This window comes from Candidatus Eisenbacteria bacterium, from assembly GCA_020847735.1.
Classification (GTDB): domain Bacteria; phylum Eisenbacteria; class RBG-16-71-46; order RBG-16-71-46; family RBG-16-71-46; genus CAIXRL01.
In genome coordinates this window covers 349,605-367,442 of record JADLBL010000020.1, presented here as the reverse complement: position 1 = coordinate 367,442, position 17,838 = coordinate 349,605, and the positions used below count along the sequence as shown (strand labels likewise).

The window sequence follows — 17,838 nt, the reverse complement described above, 5'->3', positions numbered from 1 at the left end:
CGCGCTCGTGCAGCGGAGTCTCGCGTTCGTCACGCCGGCGGCTCCGGCCCGCCGTCCTCACGGGAGGGCCGCGAAGTTCGGGAGTAGGCTGCGCTCGTCGCAGCGCCCCGCGCGCGACCGGCGCCGGAGTCCGCCGGCGGCCGTCGCGAGGACCGCCGAGAGGAGAAGCTCCCCCATGACCTGTCCGAGTCGTTTCGCGGCCGGCGCCCTCGCGGCGCTCGCCTGTTTCGCCCTGCCCTGCGCTCCGGTCCGGGCCGCCGAGGACGGGCCCACCCGGATGCTCCGATCGCCGGCGGTCAGCGCCACGCGGATCGCGTTCGCATACGGCCAGAATATCTGGACGGTCGAGCGCGCGGGCGGAGTCGCCCGCCGGCTCACGAGCTTTCCCGGACAGGCTTCGAACCCGAGATTCTCGCCCGATGGCCAGTGGATCGCCTTCAGCGGCGAGTACGCCGGCAATCTGGACGTGTACGTGGTGCCCGCCGCCGGCGGCGAGCCGCGGCGGCTGACCTGGCACCCGGGCGCCGACCTGGTCCAGGGCTGGACGCCGGACGGCAGGGCCGTGATGTTCGCCTCCGGCCGCGCCACCAACGCGCCCTCGCCCTCGCCAAGGTTCTGGACGGTGCCGGCCGCCGGCGGGCCCGAGGAGCCCATGGTGCTGCCGCGTGCCTACCAGGGCCGAATCTCGCCCGACGGCGCGCAGGTGGCGTTCCGCCTGAACAACTCGTGGGACGAGGAGCGCCGCAACTACCGCGGCGGACAGAACCGCCCCATCTGGATCACGAACCTGCAGACGCTCGAAACCGTCACCCCGCCGTGGGACGGCTCGAAGGACATGGACCCCGCGTGGCTCGGCTCGACCGTCTACTTCATCTCCGACCGCGACGGCGTCGCCAACGTCTGGTCCTTCGACACGCGGTCGAAGTCGCTCGCGCAACTCACCCGGTTCACGGACTTCGACGTCAAGACGCTCGATGCCGGCGCGGGCGTGGTGGTCTTCGAGCAGGCTGGCCTGATCCACGAGCTGGATCCGCAGTCGGGCCGCGAGCACGCCCTGGACATCTCCGTCGCCGCCGACTTCCCGTGGATGCAGCCGCACTGGGAGGACGTCTCGGCGCGGATCTCGAACCTCGAGATCTCGCCGACGGGCAAGCGCGTCCTCGTCGAGGCGCGCGGCGAGATCTTCACGATTCCCGTGGACAAGGGCGACGTGCGCAACCTGACGCGATCGGGCGGTTCGGCGGAGCGCGACCCGGCCTGGTCGCCCGACGGCCGATACGTCTCGTACTTCAGCGACCGCTCCGGCGAGTACCAGCTCGTGATCGAGGACCAGGGCGGGGTGAAGCCGGTGCGCGTCGTCACCCTCGAACACCCGGCCCATTTCTACACGCCCGTCTGGTCCCCGGATTCGAAGAAGCTCGCCTACCACGACACCAACCTGCGGGTCTGGGTGCTCGACGTCGCGAGCGGGAAGGCGAAGGTCGTCGGCAACGACCCGTGGATGTGGCCGCGGCGCACGCTGCAGCCGGCGTGGAGCCCGGACTCGCGCTGGCTCGCCTACACCGCGCACCTGTCGACGCTGTTCCGCGCCGTGTTCGTCGCCGACGCCGAGACCGGCGAGTCGAGGCAGGTGACCGACGGTCTCGCCGACGCCAGCTACCCGGTGTTCGACGCCAGCGGCAAGTACCTGTGGTTCCTCGCTTCGACGAACCTCGGGCTCGCCTCCCAGTGGCTCGACATGACCTCGTACGACCACGAGGAGACCTCGGGCCTTTACCTCGCCGTGCTGAAGCGGGACGGAGCGAGCCCGTTCCTACCCGAGAGCGACGAGGACGCCGGCGCCACCTCCGTCGCGCCGGAGGAGGCCGGCGGCGCGAAGGCCCCGGGCGGCGTTTCCGGCCGGCGGTCCGCTCCGGGCGGGGACACGGCCAGGCCGGGAGAGTCCGGACTCTCGAAGAGCGCCGCACCGGTCACGATCGACTTCGAGGGCCTGCAGTCGAGGATCGTGGCGGTGCCCGGCGTCGTCGAGAAACCCTCCAGCCAGTTGCGCGCGGGAGTCGCCGGAACGGTGTTCTGGCTCGAAAGCGAGCCCGCCGGCGGCACCTTCGGCGGCGGCCGCGGCACGCTCATGCGTTACAAGCTCGCCGATCGCAAGGCGCAGACGTTCGCCGGCGACGTCGCCGATTTCGCGGTGAGCGCCGACGGCCGCAAGCTCGTGTACCGCGCCGCCGCGCCCGGCGGACCGGCGGGAGGCCCGCCCGCGCGCTCCGCCGCACCGGCCCTGTACGTCGCGGACGCCGACAAGGCGCCCGCGGGCAAGGACGCCACGAAGCTCCCGTACGCGCTGCGCATGTGGCTGGACCCGCGGGCCGAGTTCGCGCAGATCTTCGCCGAGGCCTGGCGGAACCAGCGCGACTACCTCTACGTGCCGAACCTGCACGGCGCCGACTGGCCGAAGATGCGCGGGAAATACGGTCAGTTCCTGCCCTACGTCGTGCACCGCGCCGACCTCAATTACCTGCTCGACATGATGGGCGCCGAGATCGCGATCGGCCACTCGTACGTTCGCGGCGGCGACATGCCGGAGCTTCCGCCCGTGTACGGCGGGCTGCTCGGAGCCGATTTCTCGCTCGAGCAGGGGCGCTACCGGATCGCGCGGATCTACGACAACGAGAGCTGGAACCCCGAGCTCAGGGCGCCGTTGGCCGTGCCGGGCGTGAACGTCTCGGTCGGCGACTACCTGCTGGCCGTCAACGGCGAGGAGCTGCGCGCGCCGGACAACCTGCACCGCCTGCTGGACGGGACCGCGAACCGGCAGACCGTGCTGACCGTGAACTCGCGTCCGCTGATGGAGGGGGCCCGACAGGTCACGGTCGTGCCGGTGACCAGCGACCAGGGCCTGCGCACCCGCGCCTGGGTCGAGTCCAACCGCCGCCTCGTGGACCGGCTCTCGGGCGGCAAGCTGGCCTACGTCTATCTGCCCAACACCGGCCAACCGGGCTACGCCAGCTTCAACCGCTACTACTTCTCGCAGCAGGACCGGCCGGGCGTGGTGATCGACGAACGCTGGAACGGCGGCGGCTCCGCGGCGGACTACATGATCGAGGTCATGCGGCGCCGGATCGACGGCTACTTCAACAACGTCGCCGGAACGCGCGTGCCGTTCACGAGCCCCGAAGCCGGAATCTGGGGTCCGAAGGTCATGGTCATCAACGAAATGGCGGGCTCGGGCGGCGACTACCTTCCGTACATGTTTCGCACCTTCGGCATCGGCACGCTGGTCGGCAAACGCACCTGGGGCGGCCTCGTGCACACCGCCGACACCCCGACGTTCGTGGACGGTGGTTCGGCGATCGCTCCGCGCGGCGGGTTCTTCTCCGCCGACGGGAAGTGGGCCGTCGAGAACGAGGGCACGCCGCCCGACGTGGACGTCGAGAACTGGCCGAAGGACGTGGCCGCCGGCCGCGACCCGCAGCTCGAGAAGGCGGTCGAGATCGCGCTCGAGCAGCTCGCGAAGAACCCGCCGAAGCGGCTCATGAGCGAACCGCCCCCGCCCACCTGGGGCCAGCGGAAGTAGGGTCGGAACGCGCGCAGGGCGGCCGCGGCACGGGCGGCCGCCCCACGCGTGTGTTCGCCGGCGCTCAGCCCAGCCAGTCGCGCGCGATGCGCCAGGCGATGAGGACGCCCGCGAGGCTGCCGAGCGAGCTGACGAGGAACGCCGTCATCGGGCCGAAGCGCGCCGCGACCGCCCAGCCGGCCCACCCGCCCACGGTCATGCCGACCATGATGAAGAGCCGCTTCACCGCGGAACTCCGGGGTGCCGGGAGTCCGGGCCGGCCCGCCTCCGGCCAGGGGCCGCGCTCTCCGCGCGAAGGTGCGCCGTCGTGCGCCGCCGCCCGCTCACTTCAGGAACAGCAGCTTGCGCTGCACGGACACCCCGCCCGCTTCCAGGCGCGCCAGATAGACGCCCGCCGCCAGGCCCTGCCCGCGAAGCGCGACGCTGTAACGGCCGGGCGCCTTGCGCTCGTTCACGAGGGTCCTCACCTCGCGCCCCTGCACGTCGTACAGGCGCAGCGTCACCGGCGAGGCGACCGGCAGCGTGTAGAGCAACCGGGTCTCGCCGCGGAACGGGTTCGGAAAGCCCGGCGACATCGTCACCGCCGCCGGCGGACCCGCCGGCCCGGCGTCGGTCACGCGGATCGAATCCGTGCCGCCGAACTGGTAGTAGCGGGCCGAGAACTCCTGCAGGTACTGATTGGCGAGATCGTCGTCGTGGACGATGAGCGTGTTCTCGTTGTTCGAGTTCTCCGCCGACGCCGACCAGTTGTGCGAGCCGGTGAGCACGACGCCGTCCCACTGCGGATTGTCGGCGTCCACGATCAGGTATTTGTGGTGGAGCAGGCCGCCGCCGTTGTTGAGCCCCACATCCACCCCGGCCCCGACGAGCTCCGCGTACTCGGAGCCGGAGTCCGTGTTGTTGTCGAGATCCCCGCGCACCTTGCGGCCGGCGTTCTTCTGGGCGATCAGCGCGGAGGCGAGGTCCGAGCGCGTCAGGGTCAGCAGCTCGAATCCGAGGGAGTGCTGCGCCGCCTGAAGGGTCTGCAGGATCTGGAAGTTGGTCCCGTCGGAGGGGCTGAAATAGCAGCGCACGTCCCGGCCGCCGATCACGAACCGATGCGGCGTGTCGTCCAGCTTGTGCGCGCCGAAGCGTGAGACGGCGGCGTTGGGCGTCTCGGTCGTGCTCCCCCACATCTCCTGGAACTCGAGCGTGTAGGCGTTCGCCAGCGCGAGGTCCTGCACCTCGATCGCGTTCTGGTAGTCGTTGTTCGTGCCCGGGTCGGTCGGGTTCCACGAGCCCGTCCACACCCACGCGCTCTCGGGGGCCCCACCCCGCGCGTCGATGACGAAGAACTTGTTGTGCATCAGGCCCGCTCCGAAGTTGACCGGGTCGAAGCGGTCGTTGATGAGCGGGATGCCGGCCGAGACGAGGGAGTTGAGGGCGGCGGTGCCGAGATTGTCGTACTCGGTGATGACCCGGACCCGCACGCCGCGGTTCCGGGCGGCGATGAGCGCGTTCACGAGGGTCGTTCCCGGCGTGCCGCTCAGGCTGTAGATCGCCGCGTCCACCGAGCGCTGCGCGGCGTTGATGCGCGCCGACAGCAACGCCGGCAGGTTGGCGTTTCCGTTGGCGGGCGTCAGGTACGCGAGCGACGCGTTCACGCTCTTGTTGAAGTAGGCGTGAATGGCGCCGGTCGTGGCGGGCGGGGAAGCCGTGCTGAAGATCGCCGGCGAGGCGAAGTTGGTGCCGTTGGCGTCGGTCGAGCCGGCGCTGTACCAGTAGGCCGTCGCCGGCTGCAGCCCGGGAAGCGTCACCGCGTGCGACGTCCCGGAGGCCGCGTTCAGGACACTGTCCCCCAGCGCGGGCGTCAGGCCATAGCGGACGATGCTGCTCGAGGACACGTCGGTGGTCCAGTTGATCCGCACCGAGCCCGGCTGGATCTGGTCCTCGTAAGGGGTGGTCAGCACGATCGGCCCCGGGTGCGGGATGATGTCGTCCGAGGTGCGCGGCGAAATCTCGTAGTCCGCCGTGTAGGGCGGCCCCGGAGCCGGCGTGCCCGGCTTGTACTGCTTGAGGATGCCGACGACGTCGAACACCGTCGGCGCCGGCGGCCAGCTGGCCGGAATGAAGATGTTGGTCGTTCCGGTGGCGTCCGAGATCGTGGACAGGGTGGAGTTGTAGGTCACCCCGTTGATGCGCACGAGACGGCCCTCGTCGGGCTCGCTGAAGTCCGGCTGAAAGGTCGCGTTGACCTCCGAGCAGGTCATGATCCTGGGGTCGGGCACCGGCCGGCCGGTCGCGTGCCGCACGAGCAGCGCGAAATCCGGCTGCAGCTCGGTGAGCCCGCGGAACTGCAGGACCGTTCCGGTCACGGTGATGCTGTCGCCGGGCGACAGCGCGAAGGGCGGCAGCGAGGCGCTGAACAGGTCCACGCCGCCGGTGCCGTCCTGCACGTACACGTCGGTGCGCGTCGGATTGAGGTCCGCGGTCACGATGCCGGAAACGGTCGCCTCCGCCCCGACGGCGTACGGCGCCGCCGCCACGCCGCCGGCGTCGTTGACGTGGATCGTCACGATGGGCACCAGTTCGAGCACGCGCACCGCGGGCTGGGGCGTCACCGGAAGCCGCGTGCCCGAGGCCACCGCGCTGCGAACCGCGAATGAAGAGACGCCCTTCGTTCCCGGCGTCGTCACGCCGAGCAGCGTCAGGAGCCCGGGGTCGGTCGCGGTCACCGCCGCGCCGTTCACGAACACGGTGTCACCCACGACCGAAGCCGTCGCGGCCGCGAACCCCGTTCCCGAGAGCAGCACCGAACCCGCGGAGTGGGACCACGTCCAGCTCGCCGGCACCACGACCGAAAAACTCGCGAGCGTGTAGGCCGAGTCCTGGGTGAACGAAACGTACAGAGAGTCGAGGCTGCGGGCGGTGAAGACGGTCGCGGGCAGGATCACGGCGTGGCCGGTGCCGCTGCCGCCGCTCGCGAAGCCGGGTTCGGGCGCGCTGGCCGCGTTCTGCGGATTGCGGCCGTTACCCTGGAACACGAAGTCGCTGCCGTTGACGTCGGTGTCCTGGCCATTTCCGGCGAACTGGTCCGTGCCGCCACCGGCGAGCGACGTCGAGGTCGAGGACGCGTTGGCCTTGCGCTCGACGCTGTTGTTGTTGGCCGAGGTGCCGTGGTTCGGAGCCGCGACGCCGCCCTCGGGGTCGTTCGTGGCCCCCCAGCCCACCTTGTCCACGGTGGCCAGCGCGCCGTCCACGAGCTGCATGTTGCCGTTGTCGGCGATGCCCGAACTGCCGGGCCACAGGCTCGACGACCAGTCCGGCGTGACCGCGCCCACGTAGCCCTGGCTGGCGATCAGGTAGTAGCCGTGCGCCGCGATCTGCGCGCCCCCCGGCAGGATCGCCCGGTCTCCCCACGTCGAGCCGGCGGAGGACTTGTACTGCAGGCGCCAGCCACCGATCGAGATCGGGTTTTCGGTCGGATTGTAGAGCTCGAAGAACTCGTCGAAGGCCGAAGCGGGACCGCGTGTCGCGAACTCGCTGATGACCACGTGGGTGGCGGCGGCGAACGACGGCGGGGAGCCGACGGCAAGGGCGGAGAACGCGAGCAGGAGGACGCGGAGGGCGAGGCGGCTGCGCGAGGGCATGGTCGCTCCGAGGCTGGACGGTGGTGGGCCCGTGGGTGTGCCGCAAGCCTAGCACCGCCGCCCGGGACGGCTCCATGGCGGGCCGGGGCCCGGGCTCGTCAGCGCTCCTCCGCGGGCTTTCGCGGGTAGAACTTGCGGCCCACGAGTTCGTCGGGCAGGTGCTGCTGGTCCTTCGCCGCCTGCGGATCGTCGTGCGCGTAGGCGTAGCCCCGGCCGTAGCCCAGATCCTTCATGAGCCGGGTCGGAGCGTTGCGAATGACCAGCGGTGGCGGCAGGGAGCCGCTCTGCTCGATCTCGCGCATCACCGCGCCGTAGGCCACGTAGGTCGCGTTCGACTTGGGCGCGTGCGCGAGGTGGACGACGACCTGCGCCAGCGCCAGCTCGCCTTCGGGGCTTCCGAGCTGGTGGTAGGCCTGGAAGGCCGCGGTCGCGAGCACCAGGGACTGCGGGTCGGCCTCCCCGACGTCCTCGCTCGCGAAACGGACCAGCCGGCGCGCGACGTAGAGCGGGTCCTCGCCGGCCGCGATCATGCGCCCGAACCAGTAGAGCGAGGCGTCCACGTCCGAGTCCGGCAGGCTCTTGTGGAGCGCGCTGATCAGGTTGTAGTGCTCCTCGCCCGCGCGGTCGTAGCGCAGGTGCCGGCGGGCCAGCGCCGCGCGCACGTCGTCGGCCTCGATTCCGCGGCCGCGCGCCGCGGCGCTCGCCGCGGCGATCTCGAGCGTCGTGAGCGCCCGGCGCGCGTCGCCGTCCGCCGCCGCGGCGAGCAGCTCGAGCGCCTCCCCGCTCGCCGCGACGCGGCCACCGTAACCGTGCCCGGAGGCGAGCGCGCGCGAGAGCACTTCGCGGACGTCGGCGGGCTCCAGCGGCCGCAGGACGAGCACCCGCGCTCGGCTCAGCAACGCCGAGTTCACCTCGAAGCTCGGGTTCTCGGTGGTCGCGCCGATGAACACGATGTCGCCGCGTTCGACGTGGGCGAGGAACGCGTCCTGCTGCGCCTTGTTGAAGCGGTGGATCTCGTCCACGAACAGGATCGTCGGCTGCCCGGTCTGACGGCGGTGCCGAGCCGCGCGCTCCATGATCTCCTTCACTTCCTTGACGCCCGAGAGCACGGCCGAGAGCTGCACGAACGGCACACCGGCGGTGCGCGCGATCAGCCGCGCGAGGGTCGTCTTTCCCGTGCCGGGCGGACCCCACAGAACGATGCTCGAAAGGTGCCGGCCCTCGCGCATCAGCGCGAGCGGGCTGCCGGGGTCCAGCAGGTGCCGCTGGCCGACCAGTTCCTCGAACGCGCGCGGGCGCATGCGATCGGCGAGCGGCGCGTCCGGCCCGGGCTCGGCGGGCGGACCGCCGGCTCCGCCGCCCGTGACGGGTGGATCGCCGAACAGGTCGCCCGTCACGGCTTCGCCGACCCTTCGGCCGGTCGCGACCCGGCGAACCCTCCGCCGTCCGCCGGCGCGCGCCCGGGCCCGCCGGCGCGCCGCGCCCACTCGAGCAGCAGCTGCACGGCTTCGTCCGCGGTCGCGGGCCGGCCCTGCGGGCCGCCGTGCGCCTCGAGCTTCTGGAACAGCTCGGCCAGGACCGGCGGCTCGATGTTCGAGGCGGCGAGCACGTCGAGATCGCGGAAGATTCGCGCCGGGGGTCCCTGAGCGACGATTTCTCCGCCCTTCTTGAGCACGTAGACCCGGTCCGCGAGCGGCGCGACGAGCTGCACGTCGTGCGTCGCCACCACCAGCGAGACGCCCTGTTCGGCGTTCAGGGCGTTCAGAAGGCCGACCATTTCGTTGCGCGAGGCCGGGTCGAGTCCCTCGAACGGTTCGTCCAGCACGAGCAACTCGGGATCGAGCACCAGCGCGCCCGCGAGCGCCACCTTGCGCTTCTCGCCGCCCGACAGGTAGTGGCAGACCTTGTGCCGCAGGTGCTCGATCCCCATCCGGCGCAGCGCCCGGGTCGTCTTCTCCCCGACCTCGGCTTCGCTGTAACCGTAGTTCCGCGGGCTGAAGGAGACGTCGTCGAAGACCGTCGGCGCGATGATCTGCTCGTCGGCGTTCTGCAGCAGCACTCCGATCCGCTCGCGAATCGAGCGGAAGTTCCGGCCCGGGTCCTCGCCGAACACGCGGACTTCCCCCTCCTGCGACTGCAGCAGGCCGAGCAGGTGGTACAGCAGCGTGCTCTTGCCGCAGCCGTTGGGGCCGAGGATGACGACGCGCTCGCCCTTCTCGACGACAAAGTCGAGCCCGCACAGGTGCACGGTCGTGCGATCGGGGTAGGTGTGCCGGACGCAGGAAACGTGAACGATGGGCCCGCTCATGCGCCCCCCGTCCCGCGCAGGAGAATCGCAACCGCGAGCACCCACGCCAGGCACACGAGCGCCCACGCGTCCTCGACCCGGAAGTCGTGCCAGTGCCGGCAGCCGCAGATGCGCCCCGAATGCCCGCGCAGCGACATGACCTGGTGGAGCCGCTGGCTGCGCTCGAAGCCGGACAGCAGGACCGTCCCGAGCGCCTCCCCCAGCAGGTCCAGGCGCCTGCGCGGCGACCCGCTCATGCCGCCCCGCAGGTACAGCGCCCGCCACAACCGTTCGACCCGCGCGAGCAGCATGAAGACGGCGCGGTAGGTCAGGAACAACGCGTCGCCGAGGGTCTTCGGCAGGACGCGGGCGAGCGGAGCGAACAGGTCCGGGTAGGGCGTCGTGCCCACGAGCCAGAGCGCCGCGAGGCTCGCGACCATCGGCCGCATGCCGAGCACCAGCGCCGCGGGCAGGTCGCCGCGGAACCGCGCGACGACGAACACGAACGAGAAGAGCAGCGGCGTGCCCGCCGCGGCGGCGACGAGGCCCGCCGGCAGGCGGGCGGCCGCGCTCAGGGCGAGCGCCGTCGCCAGCATCAGCGCCAGCACCAGCCACGAGGGCGAGAACACCGCGACCGCCACGAGCGCCGCCGCGAGCACGAGCTTCGAGGCCGCGCTCGCCCGGTGCCAGACGGTGCCGCCGGCGCTGGCCAGGTAGTCCACCTGTGCGAAGGTGTTGATCACGACCGCGGAGCCTCGTGGGCGATCGTCCGCGCTCCCGCGGGGCGCGGCAGCAGGTCCGGGCGCACGCGGTCGAGGAACCGCGCCAGCCCGTAACCCAGCAACGACTCGACCCCGACCGCGACCGCGAGAAGCGGCAGGAGGACCGCGGCCAGCACTCCGCCCCGCACCCAGCGGAGCGCGTGGCCGACCTCGTGTTCGCTCCCGAGCGCCGGCGAGAGGCGCACGCTCAGCCACAGCAGCGCGATCCACAGCGCGCTCGACAGGAGTTGCGAGACCGCGGTCGCCGCCGCCATCGCCCCGGCGGGCCGCAGGGGCCGTACGAGCGCGAGGTAGACGGGGCGGGCGGTCGCTGCTCCGAGCCCCAGGACCAGGGTGTTCAGTCCGACGACCGTGAAGCCGCCCTGCCCCATCAGCGCCAGGATGAGCGTGACGACGAAGCTCACCTGCATCGCGCCCGCCGCGCCGAGCAGCACGCCGACGGGTCCGGCGAGCGTCATGCAGTAGTCGAACGCGGTGATCGGCACCGGCAGCGCCATGATCACGAGCATCACGCCGGCGAGCGTGCTCTGCAGCGCCACCGGCCGGGCGCCCGCGCCACGGCCGCCGCGGACCCCGAGCAGCAGGAGGAAGGCGGCGAGGAGCAGGCCGCCGAGCCAGACGGGAACGGGCAACACGCCATCGGGAATGTGCAGGTGGGACAAGGGACGCCCTCGGGAATCAGGTGCGCGCGCCGGACCTACTGGGCCCAGGCGAGCGCCACGGCGGCGGCGATGGCGCCGGCATCATGCAGGGCCGAGAGCGCGGCGTCGAGCGTCGCGCCGGTGGTGACGACGTCGTCCACCAGCAGCACCCGCCTTCCCCGCAGCCACGACGGCCGTTCGATGGCGAACGCCCCCGCGAGGTTCGCCCGCCGTGCGGCCGGGCCGAGCCGGGCCTGGGGCGCGGTCGCCCGCACCCGGCGCAGCGCGTCCGGCAGGTGCGGCACGCCGATCGCTTCGGCGAGCGCGTCGGCCAGCGCCGCCGACTGGTTATAGCCGCGCTCGCGCAGGCGGGCGGGATGCAGGGGCACCTCGAGCACGAGGTCGGCAGGGCGCCCCGCCGCCGGCAGGGCGGCCGCCATCTCCGCTCCGAGCGGGACGGCAAGGGCCGGTCGGCCGTGATACTTGAGCGCGTGCACGAGCGCGGCGGCACGCTCGTCGAACAGCCAGGGCGCGTGCACCGCGAAGGCACGATGACGGCGACAGCCGGCGCCTTCCCGCCCATCGGACAGGCAGCGCACGCACAGGATCGTGCGCAGGCGCGGAATGCGGGCGAGGCATGCGCCGCACAGCAGCCGATCCGGGTCGGCGGCGACGCCGCATCCCGGACAGCGTTGCGGCAGGACCGCGTCCGCGACGGCCCGCAACAGCGCGCCGGTCATCGCGGCCAGCCCACCGCTGCGGAGAGCGGTTCGAGCGGAACCTCGCGGCCGAGCCACAGCGAAAGCGAGCGGCGCGCCTGGTGGACGAGCAGCCCGAGCCCGTCCACCGCCCGCAGGTGCTGGGCCCGCGCCGCCTTCACCCACGGCGTCAGCTCCGGCCCGTAGGTCAGGTCCACGACCAGCGCGGTTCGCGCGAGCCGCTCGAGCGGGGCGGGCGGCTCCTCCGCCGACAACGGGGTGCAGTTGACGATCACCGTGCTCTCGGCGAGCGCGTCGCGCTCCTCGTCCGAGCGCCAGCCCAGGAAGCGCTCATCGAGCCCTTCCCCCCACGCGAAGCGCGCGTCCCGGGGCCGACGGGCGCTCACCGTGACCTCGCGGCAACCCGCCCAGTGCAGGGCCAGCGCGAGGCTGCGTGCGGCGCCGCCGGCGCCGAGCAGCACCACCCGTTCGCGGACCGGGTCGTGCCGCAGCTCCCTGAGCAGGTCCACGAATCCGGGACCGTCGGTGCTGTCGGCGTAGCCGCCGGGCTCCCGGAAGACAAGGGTGTTGGCGGAACGGGCGCGTTCGGCGGCCACCGAGGCCCGGGCCGCGCAGTCGAGCGCCGATTCCTTGAGCGGGTGCGTGAGATTGCAGCCGAGCCAGCCGCGGGCCGCGAGGTCCGCGAGTCGCCCGGGCAGCTCGTCCACGCGGGTGCGCAGCGCTTCGGACTCGCAGACGACGCCGACGGCCGCGCAGCCCGCGCGGTGCAGCACGGGCGACAGGGTGTAGTGGAGCGGATCGCCCAGCACCGCGAGGCGGACCGGCGCGCTCACGGCCGCGTCGCGGCGGGGGCTTCGCGGCGCAACCGCACCAGCATGAGGATCGCGAACAACGCGAGCGCCGCGCTGGTCAGCTGGCTCTCGGTCATCGAGAAGGCGGCGGTGCGCAGCAGCACCGCGTCGGCTTCGTACGCACGGGTCATGTCGATCGGGATGCGCGCCAGCGAGAAGACGAGCAGGAAGCCCCAGAAGAGCATTCCCGGGGTGCGGAGGCGCTTGCGCACCGCCCACGCCACCACGAACAGCAGCAGCCCGACTCCGGCGTTGTAGAGCTGCGAAGGGTGCACGGGCGTGTCGCCGAACTCGAGGTAGGCGAACGAATCGTGCGGGAAGCGGACCCCCCAGGGCAGGGACGTCGGGCGCCCGTAGCAGCAGCCGTTGAACCAGCAGCCGAGACGGCCGAACATCAGCCCGAGCGCCAGCGACGGCGTCAGCGCGTCGGCCACGAGCCAGCGCGGCAGGCCCAGTCGGCGCGCGGCCACCAGTCCCGCGAACGTGCCCGCGACGATCCCGCCGTACAGGGTCAGTCCGCCCTGCCACAGCGCCAGGACGCTCCCCCACTGGCTGCGAAACTCCGCGAGGTGCTCGATGACGTACAGGCCGCGCGCCCCGATCACCGCCGCGACCAGCGTGACGAGGATCACGTTCACGAAGCGGTCCTCGTCCAGCCCGAGACGGCGCGCCTCGCGCAGGCCGAGCCAGGTGCCGACGAGGAACGCGGCGGCCATCAGCGCCCCGAACGAGCGCAGGTGCAGGGGGCCGATCTGGAACAACTCGGGATGCATCAGGACTCCCGGCGCCGCAGCGCCACGTTCTGCAACAGGCCGATCTGGACGCAGTTCACGATCAGCGCGGTGCCGCCGTACGAGAGGAACGGCAGCGGCACGCCGGTCACGGGCGCCCAGCCGACCGTCATCAGGATGTTGACCATGACGTGGAAGAACAGGGCGGTGACGATCCCGACGGCGAGCAGGCTCGCGAACCCGTCCCGCGCCACCACCGCGAGGCGGTAACCGCGGATGATGACGACCGCGTACAGTAGCACCGCGGTCAGCGCCCCGAGCAGCCCGAACTCCTCGCCCACCACCGAATAGATGAAGTCCGTGTGACGCATGGGCAGGAACGCGAGCGCTTTTTGCGAACCCTTGAGGTAACCCTTGCCCAGGAGGCCTCCCGAGCCGATGGCGATCTTGGACTGGATGATCTGGTAGCCGGCCCCGTACGGGTCGTTCTCGGGGTTCACGAACGTCTCGATGCGGCGCTTCTGATAGTCGTGCAGCCGCCCCCACAGGTGCGGCGTCTCGTAGGCGACGACGCCGTTGATCGCGACGAAGAGCAGCAGGACCGCCAGGCGCGGCCGCACGAACACGAGCAGGGTCGCGAACAGGCCCGCGAACCAGGCGACCGAGCCGGTCAGGAAGAACAACGCGACGTTGAAGACCGGCGAGAGCCCGAGCAGCAGGCGGCCCGGCGACATTCCGGCCCAGAAGTACATCGCCACCAGCATCGCGGGAAACGACATCGCCGTGCCGAGGTCCGGCTCCTTGGCGACCAGCGCGAACGGGACGAGGGTGATGAACAGCGGCGGCAGCCACCAGCGCATGCGCCGCAGGTCGATCTTCGAGTGGTCGAAGAAGCGCGCGAGCACGAACGTCGTGGCGAGCTTCGCGAGTTCGCTCGGCTGGAACTGCACGGGACCGAAGTCCAGCCATCGCCTCGCTCCCATCTTGCTCGAGCCGACCAGCAGAACCGCGACGAGCAGCACGAGTGAAATCGAGTACAGCGGCCAGGCCAGCGAGTCGTAGATCCGGAAATGGATGCCCGCGACGACCATCGCGATCGCGGTCGCGAGGCCGAACCAGACCAGCTGCTTCATCCACAGGCCCTGGTGGGCGCCGGGAATCGAGGTCGCGCTGTAGACGGTGAGCAGCCCCATGAGCACGAGGCCGAGCGCCGCCAGCAGCAGCGGCCAGTCCAGCTCGGGCAGGCGCGCCCTAGTCACCGGCGGCTCCGGTCGAGTCCGCCGGCACGCGCGGCGCCGGCGGCGCGGTGGCGAGGGAATCGCGCAGCAGCACGCGGCGCAGGACGTGGGCGGCGATGGGAGCGCAAACCGAGCCGCCGTGACCGCTGTTCTCGGCGACGATCGCCAGCGCGATGGTCGGATGATCCGTCGGCGCGTAGCAGACGAACAGCGCGTGGTCGTTGCCGTGGGGATTCTGCGCGGTGCCCGTCTTGCCCGCCACGCCGATGCCCGGAATCCGCACGGCCGTGGCGGTGCCCGCGTCCACCACCTTCTTCATCGCGTCGTGCACCACCGCCCACTGCTCGGGCGTCGAGGCGAGCCCGGCCTCGAGCGGCCGGTCGATGCGGAACGTCGGCACGCCGTCCACCGCCTTGACGACGTGCGGCCGTACGGCGCGGCCGCCGTTGGCGACCACCGAGGTCATGGTCGCGAGTTGCAGGGGGGTGGTGAGCAGCTCGCCCTGTCCGATGCTCAGGTTGAGCAGCACGCCCCGCGGCCAGTGCCCGGCCTTGAAGTTGCGGTTGTAGTAGGCGTCGTCGGGGACGAGCCCGCGCGCCTCCGCGGGCAGGTCGATGCCCGTCCTCGCCCCGAGCCCGAGGTCGCGCGCGATCTCGCCCAGGCGGTCGAGACCCAGTTGCAGACCCAGCTGATAGAAGTACACGTCGCAGGAGAACTGCAGCGCCCCGACGATGTCGAGCGAGCCGTGGCCACGCGCGTCCCAGCACTTGAACCGCCTGCCGCCGAACGTGTAGCCGCCGTTGCAGGCCGCGGGTTCGTGCGTGTTGCGGCCCGCGAGCCCGGCGTGCAGGCCGGCGAGCATGGTCACGATCTTGAACGTGGAGCCCGGCGGGTAGGCGCTCTGGATCGCGCGGTTCAGCAGCGGATTCCCGCCATCGGCGCTCAGCTCACGCCAGCGCGCGAACGAGATGCCGCTCGAGAATTCGTTGGGGTCGAACTGCGGCCGGCTCACCATGCCGAGGATCGAGCCGTCGCGCGGATCCATGGCGACCGCGGCGCCGCGCGCGATGCCGCTCATCGCCTCCTCCATCGCCCGCTGCACGTCGAGGTCCACGGTCAGCGTGACGTCGTGGCCCGGCACCGGCGGCCGGGGCGGGCTGCCTTCGAGTCCCGAGACGCGCTTGCCCATCGCGTTCACGACCACGAACTCGGCGCCGTCCTCGCCGCGCAGCATTTCCTCGTAGCGGCGTTCGATGCCGGTCTTGCCGATGAGATCGCCGAGCCGATAGCCGGCGTCCTCGCGGGCCTGCAGCTCCTGATCGTTGATCTGGCCGGCGTAGCCGAGCATCTGCGCGGCGGCGGCACCCTCGGGATAACTGCGCAGCGGCACGACCTGGATGTCGAGCCCGGGCAGGTCGGCGCGCAGTTCCTCGACGCCCGCCATGACCGCGAAGGGCGCGTTGCGCCGCAGCACCGCCGTCTGCCCCGTGCGATTCGCCTCGGCCACGCGGCGCCGCACGGCGCTCGTGTCGTCCACGATCAGCGCCGCGACCTGGGCGTACCAGTTCCCGTCCAGCACGGCGCGCGCCCGGGCGGCGCTCTCGGCCGGCATGGGCCGGAAGACGACGTCGAACGACGGCCGGTTGTCGGCCAGCAGCCGGCCGAAGCGATCGCGGATCGCTCCGCGGGGGGCGCGCAGCACGTCGAGCCGGACGCGGTTCTGCTCGGCGAGGCGCGTCAGCTCGTCGTGCTGCACCACCTGCAGACGCAGCAGCCCGAGCACGACGAGTCCGAAGCCGGCCAGCACGGCGGCCACGAAGGCGCCGAAACGCTGGTCCTTGACCTGTCTAGGAGGTCCGGGGGGCACGGGCGAACACCGATCGGCCGATGGCGCGGCGCAGGAACCAGAGAAGCACGACCCCGAACGTCGCCGTCAGGATCGTGGCGAGGAACGCACGTCCGAGCAGGAATGGCAACCCCGCGGTGTCGCGACCCAGCTCGAAGGCCGCGCTCCACAGCTGGTGGATCAGCACGCCGGCGCCGATCAGCACGAACTGGGTGCGGGCGCTGTCGCGAACCAGCGTGCCGGCGAGCCGCCCGGAAGCGTAGCCGAGCAGCGTGAGCAGCAGCGCGTGGCGGCCGAGCCAGTGCGCGGCGTCGAGGTCGGCCATCAGGCCGAGCACGAAGCCCATCGTCGCACCGTACGCGTCGCCGTGCCGGAGCGCCCACGCGACGGTCGCGAACGCGATCACGTCCACGACCAGTCCCCGGGCGGCGAGGCTCGAGAGCGCGGTGGACCGCAGGAGCATCGCGGCGAGCGCCACGACCAGGAAGGCGCCGACGTGCCTCAACGACCCGCCCTCCGCAGGCTGTCGGCACGCGCCGCGGCCGCCGCGCGTTGTGCCGCGAGCGCGGAATCGCGTGCCGCGACCCGCCGGGCGGCCGCTTCGGTGGCGAGCCGCGCCTGCCGGCCGGCCGCCGCCGCGCGGGCCGCGGGCAGCGGCGTGATGCGGCCGGGCTCGGGCGCCAGGCGCGGGCGCAGCGGCTCGCCCGGCGCGAGCGGCTCGGGGCCGGGGGCGACGAACGCGTGCCGCAGCCGGGACAGCTGCGCCGACGGCGCCACCTCGACCTCCTGCACGAGTCCGCTCGCGTCACGGTGCAGGCGCACGACGCGCCCGACCGGGATGCCGCGCGGAAAGCGCAGCGACAGCTCGCTGGTGACGATCCGCTGGCCGATCGTCACCGTGTCCGAGAGCGGCACCGCGGTCATGAGCAGCCGCGGCGAGGGCGCGAGGGTGAAGCGCAGGATTCCGTTGACTCCGGTGCTCTCGACCTCGCAGGCGATGGCGAGGTTCGGATCGGTGAGCAGCGCCGCGCGAGACAGCCGGGGCCACACCTCGGTGACCCTTCCGACCAGCCCGTCGGCCGTGACCAGCGCGTCTCCGGGCCGCACTCCCGCCCGCGCGCCGGCGCTGAGGGTCGCGGAGGTCGGCATCGGGTCGCCTCCCAGCGCCAGCACCTCGACCGGTCGCAGCGGCAGACCGTGCCACTCGGGCAGTTCGAGCAGCGCCCGCAGGCGCCGGTTCTCGGCGCCTTCGGACCGCAGGCGCTGATTGTCGAGCTCGAGCTGGGTGATGCGCCGGTGCAGCTCGTTGCTTTCCCGCCAGGCGGCGAACAGGCGGTCGCCGGTCAGCACGACGCGGTCGAACGGTTCGAACAGGTACGCCCCCACCCCGCGCGTCCAGGCCACCGGCAGGTGATCGCCGATCACCAGCAGAAGCAGCGAGAGCGCCGTGTACGTCGCCACGAGGACGACGCTGCGGCGCTCGGCCGGAGGCAGGATCGAAGCCAACGTCAGCCTCGCGATTCGCGGTTCATCGAGT

General features: G+C 72.0%; 14 protein-coding genes. 1 reads left to right on the top strand and 13 read right to left on the bottom strand.

What is annotated here, in order from left to right:
- The first annotated feature begins 175 nt into the window (after positions 1-175).
- Entirely contained in the window at positions 176-3,577 is a 3,402-nt protein-coding gene (locus IT347_10185) for a PD40 domain-containing protein (protein ID MCC6349941.1), read from the top strand.
- 64 nt (positions 3,578-3,641) lie between these two features.
- On the opposite strand, the gene IT347_10180 is transcribed toward IT347_10185, so the two are convergent.
- The 13 genes from IT347_10180 to IT347_10120 all read right to left on the bottom strand — a co-directional run bounded on the left by IT347_10180 (position 3,642) and on the right by IT347_10120 (position 17,807).
- Positions 3,642-3,803 (bottom strand): hypothetical protein, encoded by a 162-nt coding sequence (locus IT347_10180; protein MCC6349940.1) that lies wholly within the window; start codon positions 3,801-3,803, stop codon positions 3,642-3,644.
- Positions 3,804-3,900: 97 nt separating this feature from the next.
- Entirely contained in the window at positions 3,901-7,206 is a 3,306-nt protein-coding gene (locus tag IT347_10175) for a lamin tail domain-containing protein (GenBank protein ID MCC6349939.1), read from the bottom strand.
- A 98-nt stretch (positions 7,207-7,304) separates the two neighbouring features.
- On the bottom strand, positions 7,305-8,507 hold the full coding sequence (locus IT347_10170; GenBank protein ID MCC6349938.1) for a replication-associated recombination protein A: 1,203 nt from the start codon (positions 8,505-8,507) through the stop codon (positions 7,305-7,307).
- 92 nt (positions 8,508-8,599) lie between these two features.
- Positions 8,600-9,514, bottom strand: coding sequence for an ABC transporter ATP-binding protein (locus IT347_10165; GenBank protein ID MCC6349937.1), 915 nt, complete (start codon positions 9,512-9,514; stop codon positions 8,600-8,602).
- Positions 9,511-10,236 carry a hypothetical protein gene (locus IT347_10160; GenBank protein MCC6349936.1) on the bottom strand — a complete coding sequence of 242 codons (726 nt, stop codon included), beginning with the start codon at positions 10,234-10,236 and terminating at the stop codon, positions 9,511-9,513. The genes IT347_10165 and IT347_10160 overlap by 4 nt, the downstream gene beginning before the upstream one ends.
- On the bottom strand, positions 10,233-10,937 hold the full coding sequence (locus tag IT347_10155) for an energy-coupling factor ABC transporter permease (protein MCC6349935.1): 705 nt from the start codon (positions 10,935-10,937) through the stop codon (positions 10,233-10,235). The genes IT347_10160 and IT347_10155 overlap by 4 nt, the downstream gene beginning before the upstream one ends.
- Before the next feature lie 35 nt (positions 10,938-10,972).
- On the bottom strand, positions 10,973-11,656 hold the full coding sequence (locus IT347_10150) for a ComF family protein (protein MCC6349934.1): 684 nt from the start codon (positions 11,654-11,656) through the stop codon (positions 10,973-10,975).
- Positions 11,653-12,468: a shikimate dehydrogenase gene (locus tag IT347_10145; protein ID MCC6349933.1), complete on the bottom strand. Its 816-nt coding sequence runs from the start codon at positions 12,466-12,468 to the stop codon at positions 11,653-11,655. Before IT347_10145 ends, IT347_10150 begins: the two co-directional genes overlap by 4 nt.
- Positions 12,465-13,259: a prolipoprotein diacylglyceryl transferase gene (gene lgt / locus IT347_10140; protein MCC6349932.1), complete on the bottom strand. Its 795-nt coding sequence runs from the start codon at positions 13,257-13,259 to the stop codon at positions 12,465-12,467. Before lgt ends, IT347_10145 begins: the two co-directional genes overlap by 4 nt.
- Positions 13,259-14,476, bottom strand: coding sequence for a rod shape-determining protein RodA (gene rodA / locus IT347_10135; GenBank protein MCC6349931.1), 1,218 nt, complete (start codon positions 14,474-14,476; stop codon positions 13,259-13,261). Before rodA ends, lgt begins: the two co-directional genes overlap by 1 nt.
- Positions 14,469-16,322 (bottom strand): penicillin-binding protein 2, encoded by a 1,854-nt coding sequence (gene mrdA, locus IT347_10130; protein MCC6349930.1) that lies wholly within the window; start codon positions 16,320-16,322, stop codon positions 14,469-14,471. Before mrdA ends, rodA begins: the two co-directional genes overlap by 8 nt.
- A complete protein-coding gene (gene mreD, locus IT347_10125; GenBank protein ID MCC6349929.1) occupies positions 16,303-16,806 on the bottom strand; it encodes a rod shape-determining protein MreD in 504 nt (167 codons plus the stop codon). The genes mrdA and mreD overlap by 20 nt, the downstream gene beginning before the upstream one ends.
- Positions 16,803-17,807, bottom strand: coding sequence for a rod shape-determining protein MreC (locus IT347_10120; protein ID MCC6349928.1), 1,005 nt, complete (start codon positions 17,805-17,807; stop codon positions 16,803-16,805). Before IT347_10120 ends, mreD begins: the two co-directional genes overlap by 4 nt.
- Positions 17,808-17,838 lie beyond the last annotated feature (31 nt).